Source organism: Ruegeria sp. MALMAid1280 (assembly GCF_049195285.1).
Classification (GTDB): domain Bacteria; phylum Pseudomonadota; class Alphaproteobacteria; order Rhodobacterales; family Rhodobacteraceae; genus Ruegeria.
The window spans coordinates 136,973-145,225 of sequence record NZ_JBMIRT010000035.1; the positions used below are offsets into that span (position 1 = coordinate 136,973).

Below are 8,253 nucleotides of genomic sequence, written 5' to 3' on the forward strand. Positions count from 1 at the left end.
CCGCACGGTGGATACCGGCACCAAGATCTCGGCAATTGCCCACGTCGTTTTGATTGGATGGGCTTTTTTCGGCGGAACATTCCGGTCCGAACCCCTGCCGATTCCGGTGCAGGAGGTGTCGGTGGTTACGGGTGAACAATTCGCAGCGATGACCGCGCAGCGCGACGCCCCCGAGGTGCCGACGCCCACCGCCTTGCAGGAACCCGAAGCCCCCGAAGAAGAGGTGACGCCACCCGCGCCGGTGGAGGAAGAACTGACCCCGCCCGAGGTCGTGGCACCCCCGGAACCGGAGCCCGACCTGGTGCCCGACCCGGTCGAGGAACCGCCCGAACCCGAAGTGGTCGAGGAACCCCCGACGCTGGAACAGCCCGAGCCCGTGACCGAAGTGCTGCCGGTGCCTCCGGGCCCCGAGGCACAGCCGCGCCCTGCCGACAAGGTGGCACCGGAACCCATTGCCCCGCCACCGCCCGAGGCGCAGCCGGATGAGGTGGAGACCCCCGCTGTGTCGCTGGACGAAGGCGCCGAAACCCAAGAGGAACAGCAGGATCAGACCGCCCCGGAAGAGGCGACCGATGAGATCGTGACCGAGGCCGAAGAGACCAAGGACAACGCCCCGCGCACCTCTCCGCGGCCGCGGGTGCGGCCCGAACGGCCTGCACCTCCGGCACAGCCCGAAGTGGCCGAAGAACAGGATCCGACGCCGCCCGAGCCTGCGCAGAGCGACACTGCAATCGACGATGCCCTGGCCGAGGCATTGGGACAGGGTAGCGAGCCTTCGGGTCCGCCGCTGACCAGCGGAGAAAAAGATGCCATGCGCCTGGCCGTGTCGAAGTGTTGGAACGTGGGGTCCTTGTCCACGGATGCTCTGCAAACTGTTGTGGTTGTTGGGTTTTCATTGACGCAGGACGGCAAGATCGTTGGCGGTAGCCTGCGCATGATCGACAGCTCTGGCGGGTCCGCCGGAGCGGCGAAACAAGCCTATGAAGCCGCCAGACGAGCAATTTTGCGCTGTGGCGCCAAAGGATACACCCTGCCTGCTGACAAATACGACCAATGGCGGGATATTGAGATTACATTCAATCCCGAGAGGATGCGGATCAAATGATGAGATTTCTGACCAGCCTGTTGCTTGGCCTGACGATTTTGGCGGCACCGGTACACGCCCAGAACGGACCGCTGCGTCTGGAACTGGATCAGGGGATCATCGAACCCTTGCCCTTTGCCGTGCCGAATTTCGTGCCCGACGGTCCTGCGGCGACGCAATACGCCAATGACATCTCTCGGGTTGTTGCCGCCGATCTGACCGGCACCGGGCTGTTCCGCGAAATCGCACCCGAGGCTTTCATCAGCCGGGTCAGCAGTTTCGAGGCCCCGGTTCAGTACGCCGACTGGAAAGCCATCAATGCCGAGGCGCTGGTGACCGGTGCCGTAAACGTTTCGGGCAACCGCCTGACGGTGCGGTTCCGGGTGTGGGATGTGTTCTCGGGTCAGGAGCTGGGCAACGGTCTGCAATTTGCAGGTACCACCGATGGCTGGCGACGCATGGCGCATAAAGTGGCCGATCAGGTCTATAGCCGGATCACCGGCGAGGGCGGCTATTTCGACAGCCGCGTGGCGTTTGTTTCCGAGAGTGGCCCCAAGGATCAGCGCCTGAAACGGCTGGCGATCATGGATTATGACGGCGCGAATGTGCAGTACCTGACCGACAGCGCCGCCATCGTTCTGGCCCCGCGCTTTTCGCCCACGGGCGACCGGTTGCTTTATACCAGCTATGAAAGCGGCCAGCCGCGTATCTACGTTCTGGACGTGGACCGCGTCCGCCGGACCGAGTTGAAAACGCAGGATGGCACGATGAGCTTTTCGCCACGCTTCTCGCCGGACGGGCGCTCGATCGTGTATTCGCTGATCCAGGGCGGCAACACCGATTTATGGAAGATGGATATCGCTTCGGGCCAAAGCGTGCGCCTGACCAACACGCCGGCGATTGAGACCGCCCCCAGCTATTCGCCGGACGGCTCCCAGATTGTGTTCGAAAGCGACCGGTCCGGTACGCCGCAGCTATATATCATGCCCGCAAATGGTGGCGAGGCGACCCGGATCAGCTTCGGGCAAGGCCGATACGGCACGCCCGTCTGGTCGCCGCGCGGGGATCTGATCGCCTTCACCAAGCAGAACAAGGGCCGGTTTCATATCGGCGTCATGCGCACCGATGGCAGTGAAGAGCGTCTGCTGACCTCGTCTTTCCTTGACGAAGGGCCCACATGGTCGCCCAATGGCCGGGTCATCATGTTCACCCGCGAAACGCAGGGGGCCAGCGGCCGAGCGAGCTTGTATTCGGTGGATATCTCGGGGCGGAACCTGCGCCCGGTGCGCACCCCGGATGGCGGCAGTGACCCGTCATGGGGGCCATTGCAGAATTGATCGGGGCAGGGGCTTGGAAAAGTTCACAAAAAACCTGCACTGTGTTACAGAGACGGCAATAAACCGATAAAACAACGAGGCACTTGAAATGAACGTATTGGGCAAAATTCTGGCCTTAGGCACGCTGAGCGTGATGGCCGCTTGTACCAACAATGATCCGTCCGCATTGGGTGGCGGGTTCGGCAGCGGCGCGAATGGCGCGATTGCACCGGGTTCGCCCAGCGATCCCCGCTCGCCAGCCTATTTCCAGCAAACCATCGGCGACCGGGTATTGTTCTCGGTGGATCAGTCGACTCTGACACCGCAGGCGCAGCAGATTCTGCAGGGGCAGGCCGATTGGCTGATGGCGAACCCGGACTATGTGGCCACCATCGAAGGCCATGCGGATGAGCAGGGCACGCGCGAATACAACCTCGCTCTGGGCGCACGCCGGGCCAATGCGGCGCGTGAGTTTCTGATTTCGCGGGGGGTTGCGGGCAACCGTCTGACCACCGTCAGCTATGGCAAGGAACGCCCGATCGAGATTTGCAGCACCGAGGATTGCTATTCCAAGAACCGCCGCGCGGTGACGGTGCTGACCGGTTCAACCTTGGGATAAGATGATGAAAGTTGCAGGATGGGTTCTGGCCGCGGTTGTCGCGACCGCTGGCATGGCACAAGCACAGGATCAGCAGACTCTGGCGGATATTCGGCAGGAGCTGACGGTGCTGCATGTGGAAGTTCAGCGCCTGAAGCGTGAGTTTTCGACCACTGGCTCTCCGGCCCCGAACCTGTCCGGCAGTTCCGTTCTGGAGCGGGTGGATGCCATCGAGGCCGAACTGCAGCGCCTGACACGCCAGACCGAACAGTTGAACCAGCGGGTGCAGAACATCGTGACCGATGGCACCAATCGGATCGGTGATCTGGAATTCCGTCTGGTCGAACTTGAAGGTGGCGATCTGAGCACATTGGGTGAAACCTCGACCCTTGGCGGAGATACGCAGATCACCGCAGCAGCACCTGCAACGCCAACGGCCCCTCCCGCAATCGAACAAGGAGAGTTGGCGGTAGGCGAACAGGCGGATTTCGATGCCGCCGCGCAGGCCTTGGCCGAGGGCAATTTTCAGGCCGCAGCCGATCAGTTCGCACAGTTCGAAACCTCGTACCCCGGCAGCCCCCTTGCGCCCGAAGCCAATTTGAAACGCGGGCAGGCGCTGGAGGGTCTGGGTGACACGCGTGAGGCCGCTCGGGCGTTCCTGGCCAGCTTTACTGGTGATTCCGAAGGCGCCTTCGCGCCCGAAGCCCTGTTCGAACTGGGGGCCGCACTTGGGCGTCTGGGCCAGACCGATCAGGCCTGCATCACCCTGTCCGAGGTTGGCGTGCGCTTTCCGGCCTCGGCCACCGCATCCGCCGCCACACAGGAAATGGCGTCGCTGGGCTGTTCTTGACCAAGCAGGCCGATACGCTTTTGCCCGAACTCCGCGCGCGGCTGCCTGACCGGTTGCCGCCGCGTTTGGGTGTTGCCGTCTCAGGCGGTGGAGATTCGGTGGCTTTGCTGCTCCTGCTGCACGAAATTGCACACAACGAACCAATCCGGCTGTTTGCCGCGACGGTGAATCACGACCTGCGCCCCGAAGCGGCTGCCGAGGCCGATCAAGTGGCCGAACTGGCCGCGAGGTTGGGCATACCTCACGAAACGCTGCTTTGGCAGGGCTGGGATGGTGCGGGAAACTTGCAGGATCAGGCCCGGCAAGCGCGATACCGGTTGTTGACCGACTGGGCGCAACGCAACGACATCCCGGCGATTGCTCTGGGCCATACCGCGGATGATCAGGCCGAAACGGTGCTGATGCGGCTGGGTCGGGCGTCTGGAGTCAGTGGCCTTTCGGGTATGCCTTATGCGCGGGATCACTGCGGTGTGACGTTGCTGCGCCCGATGCTGGGGATCACGCGGCAAAGCTTGCGGGACTATTTATTGGGGCTTGGTGAGGGGTGGATCGAAGACCCCTCGAATCACGATCAGAAATTTGATCGGATCAAGGCGCGCGAGGCGCTGACGGCGTTAGGGGCGCTTGGAATTTCGGCACAATCTTTGGCGCGGGTCGCTGAAAATCTTGCACAAGCGCGTGAGGCGCTGGCGCTCTATACGCAGGAATCCGCGCGGAAGTTCGCGAAAGTGGACCGCGGGGATGTCTGTATCGACCGTAACGGGTTCAGGCTGCTTCCAACGGAAATTCAAAGACGACTGATCGTCGGCATCATCGCCTGGATTGCGGGGCAGGGCTATCCGCCGCGCGCGGCGGCCGTTGAGCAGGCCATGGCTGCCGTTGGAGAAGGGCAGACACTGACCCTCGCGGGCTGCCTGCTGATCTCACATCAGGATAAAGCGTGGTTTTGCAGGGAGCTAAACGCGGTTTCGACGGCAACCGCCGCCCCGCAAGAGGTCTGGGACAACCGCTGGGTTTTGTCCGGGCCGCTGACCGCAGGCGCCGAGGTCCGCGTGTTGGGAGAGGCCGGTTTGCCGCAGGTGCCCGAGTGGCGCGCCTTGGGTAAACCGCGCCAGACGCTCTTGTCTTCGCCCGCGGTCTGGAGCGGGGAAAACCTGCTGGCGGCACCTCTGGCCGATTTCACAAATGGTTGGACCGCTGAATTCGCTGCTTATAGACCCGAGTTTTACTCTTCGCTTTTATCGCATTGAACCTGCTTGAATCATCTCTATTTTATAGAGCAACCCGGCAGGTCCCCATCTGCCGAAATCTTTTGGGAGATTTTCCTTGGGCAACGCTCGTAACATCGCCTTCTGGGTCGTTCTGTTTCTGCTGATCCTTGCACTGTTCAACTTCTTCAGTGGTCAGGGCGGAACACTTCAGAGCAATGAAAAAACCTATTCCGATTTCGTCACCGCGGTTGAAGGCGGCGAAGTCAAGAATGTGACGCTGGATGGTGAGCAGATTCGCTATACCACCCAAAGCGGTGCGACCTATGTCACCATCAAGCCCGGCGATGCCGAGGTCACCCAGCTGCTGATCAAGGAAGAAATCCCGGTTCAGGCGGTGAAACAGCAGCAGTCCGGCTTTCAGTCCTTCCTGATCACACTGCTGCCCTTCCTGCTGCTGATCGGTGTGTGGATTTACTTCATGAACCGGATGCAGGGTGGCGGCAAAGGCGGCGCCATGGGCTTTGGCAAATCCAAGGCCAAGATGCTGACTGAAAAGCATGGCCGCGTGACCTTTGACGACGTTGCAGGCATTGATGAGGCCAAGGAAGAACTGGAAGAGATCGTGGAATTTCTGCGCAACCCGCAGAAATTCTCGCGTCTCGGCGGCAAAATCCCGAAAGGCGCGCTGCTGGTGGGGCCTCCGGGTACCGGTAAGACGCTGCTGGCTCGTGCGATTGCGGGTGAGGCGGGTGTGCCGTTCTTCACCATTTCGGGGTCTGACTTCGTTGAGATGTTCGTCGGTGTCGGTGCATCCCGTGTGCGCGATATGTTCGAACAGGCCAAGAAAAACGCGCCCTGCATTGTGTTCATCGACGAAATCGACGCCGTGGGTCGCCACCGTGGCGCCGGTTACGGCGGTGGTAACGACGAGCGCGAACAGACCCTCAACCAGTTGCTGGTCGAGATGGACGGGTTTGAGGCCAACGAAGGTGTGATCATTCTGGCCGCAACCAACCGGAAAGACGTTCTGGACCCCGCGCTGCTGCGTCCGGGCCGGTTTGACCGTCAGGTCACCGTCGGCAACCCCGACATCAAGGGCCGTGAAAAGATTCTGGGCGTTCACGCGCGCAAGACACCTCTGGGTCCCGATGTCGATCTGCGCATCATTGCGCGTGGTACGCCCGGCTTCTCGGGCGCTGATCTGGCCAACCTCGTGAACGAGGCCGCTCTGATGGCTGCCCGTGTGGGCCGTCGCTTTGTCACCATGGAAGATTTTGAGAACGCCAAGGACAAGGTGATGATGGGGGCCGAGCGCCGCAGCATGGTGCTGACGCAGGATCAGAAGGAAAAGACCGCCTATCACGAGGCCGGTCACGCCGTGGTTGGTCTGGAACTGCCGCTGTGCGATCCGGTTTACAAGGCGACGATCATTCCCCGCGGCGGTGCGCTGGGTATGGTTGTGTCGCTGCCGGAAATGGACCGCCTGAATTATCACCGTGATGAGTGCGAACAGAAGCTGGCCATGACCATGGCCGGTAAAGCCGCCGAGGTGATCAAGTACGGTGAGGACCATGTCTCGAACGGTCCGGCCGGGGATATCATGCAGGCCAGCCAGTTGGCGCGCGCCATGGTGATGCGCTGGGGCATGTCGGACAAGGTCGGCAATATCGACTACGCCGAAGCCCACGAAGGCTATCAGGGCAACACTGCCGGCTTCTCAGTCTCGGCTCATACCAAAGAGCTGATCGAAGAAGAGGTGAAGCGCCTGATCCAGCAGGGATACGAACGCGCCCACGAAATTCTGACCGAAAAGAACGAGGAATGGGAACGTCTGGCGCAAGGTCTGCTGGAATACGAGACCCTGACCGGGGACGAGATCAAGCGCGTCATGAACGGTGAATCGCCTGGTGAAGGTGACGACGAAGGCGACAAGCCGGATGAAGGAAGCGCGCCCAGCGTGACCGCGATTCCGAAGACCAAGGTCAAGAAGTCTCCGCCCGATGGCGGGATGGAGCCTGAACCTTCGGCATAACGACATCAGACCCGGGCATTGTCCCGGGTCTTTTTTCTTTCCAATCCGGATCGGCTGCTTTCTAGTGCGAGGCGACAAAACGCGAAAGTGAGGGGCGAACATGCCGGTGATGCGTGAGACCGAATTCAAGGGCGAGGTCGTCTGGCTGGGCCATGTTCCCGCGGGCGGTTCGATCCGCGCCCATGCGGTTAATGCGCTGGACCTTGGCTTTGCCGGGGATCGCGGTGCACGGCATGAAGGCGAGAACCGGGCCTCATGCGTTCGGATGAGAAATCTCTACCCGCAGGGCACGGAAATCCGCAATGTCCGGCAATTGTCGGTACTGTCTACCGAAGAGATTGAGGCGACCGCACAGGAGATGGCGCTGGACCAGCTGGACCCGTCCTTTCTGGGCGCCAGCATCGTGTTGCGCGGTATTCCGGATTTTACCCACATCCCACCCTCTTCGCGGCTACAGGTTGCGGGTGGTGTCACCATCACGGTTGATATGGAAAACCGTCCCTGCGTGATCCCCGGCCGTGAGATCGAGGCGGATCTGCCCGGACACGGGGCAGCTTTCAAACCGGCTGCAAAGGGGCGGCGCGGGGTCACCGCCTGGGTTGAAAGGCCGGGTGAATTGAAGCTGGGCGACCGGATGACCCTGTTTGTGCCGGACCAAAGGACGTGGGCGCCATAACGGGCGCTCGTTTCCGATCTGAAACCGCTGAAATGACGCAACGCCGTTTCGCGGCATAATTATGTCGGAATCCACAGCCATCTGTTTGGTACACGACGGTATGGGTTGCGCAGCGCCGACGCTCTGCGCCGGTTTTGCACGGCATTCAATCAGGGACCCTGCCCAATGAGTTACAAATCCGACATCGAAATCGCCCGCGAGGCGAACAAGAAGCCGATTCAGGAAATCGGCGCTAAGATCGGCATCGATTCCGCCGATCTGCTGCCCTATGGCCACGACAAGGCGAAGGTCAGCCAGGACTTCATCAACTCGGTTCAGGACCGTGAAGACGGCAAGCTGATCCTTGTCACCGCGATCAACCCGACCCCGGCGGGCGAAGGTAAGACCACCACCACCGTGGGTCTGGGCGATGGCCTGAACCGCATCGGCAAGAATGCGATGATCTGTATCCGCGAAGCCTCGCTTGGCCCGAACTTCGGCATGAAG

The 8,253-nt window shown here is 61.3% G+C and carries 8 protein-coding genes; all 8 read left to right on the forward strand.

Annotated elements, in window-relative coordinates:
• The first annotated feature begins 7 nt into the window (after positions 1 to 7).
• Positions 8 to 1,105, forward strand: a complete 1,098-nt coding sequence (locus tag ACOQFT_RS02850; protein WP_421596550.1) for an energy transducer TonB — start codon at positions 8 to 10, stop codon at positions 1,103 to 1,105.
• The gene (tolB, locus tag ACOQFT_RS02855; RefSeq protein ID WP_421596551.1) at positions 1,102 to 2,421 is read left to right on the forward strand and encodes a Tol-Pal system beta propeller repeat protein TolB; all 1,320 of its coding nucleotides are present in this window, start codon (positions 1,102 to 1,104) and stop codon (positions 2,419 to 2,421) included. The genes ACOQFT_RS02850 and tolB overlap by 4 nt, the downstream gene beginning before the upstream one ends.
• Before the next feature lie 88 nt (positions 2,422 to 2,509).
• Complete coding sequence (gene pal / locus ACOQFT_RS02860) at positions 2,510 to 3,019, forward strand: peptidoglycan-associated lipoprotein Pal (protein WP_421596552.1); 510 nt, start codon at positions 2,510 to 2,512, stop codon at positions 3,017 to 3,019.
• Between the two features lie 4 nt (positions 3,020 to 3,023).
• Positions 3,024 to 3,848 carry a tol-pal system protein YbgF gene (ybgF, locus tag ACOQFT_RS02865; RefSeq protein WP_421596553.1) on the forward strand — a complete coding sequence of 275 codons (825 nt, stop codon included), beginning with the start codon at positions 3,024 to 3,026 and terminating at the stop codon, positions 3,846 to 3,848.
• Complete coding sequence (gene tilS / locus ACOQFT_RS02870) at positions 3,845 to 5,098, forward strand: tRNA lysidine(34) synthetase TilS (protein WP_421596554.1); 1,254 nt, start codon at positions 3,845 to 3,847, stop codon at positions 5,096 to 5,098. The genes ybgF and tilS overlap by 4 nt, the downstream gene beginning before the upstream one ends.
• Positions 5,099 to 5,174: 76 nt before the next feature.
• On the forward strand, positions 5,175 to 7,091 hold the full coding sequence (gene ftsH / locus ACOQFT_RS02875; RefSeq protein WP_421596555.1) for an ATP-dependent zinc metalloprotease FtsH: 1,917 nt from the start codon (positions 5,175 to 5,177) through the stop codon (positions 7,089 to 7,091).
• Between the two features lie 100 nt (positions 7,092 to 7,191).
• A complete protein-coding gene (locus tag ACOQFT_RS02880) occupies positions 7,192 to 7,767 on the forward strand; it encodes an MOSC domain-containing protein (protein ID WP_421596556.1) in 576 nt (191 codons plus the stop codon).
• Positions 7,768 to 7,932: 165 nt separating this feature from the next.
• Positions 7,933 to 8,253: formate--tetrahydrofolate ligase (locus tag ACOQFT_RS02885; protein ID WP_421596061.1), on the forward strand; the 321-nt coding region annotated here is incomplete at its 3' end.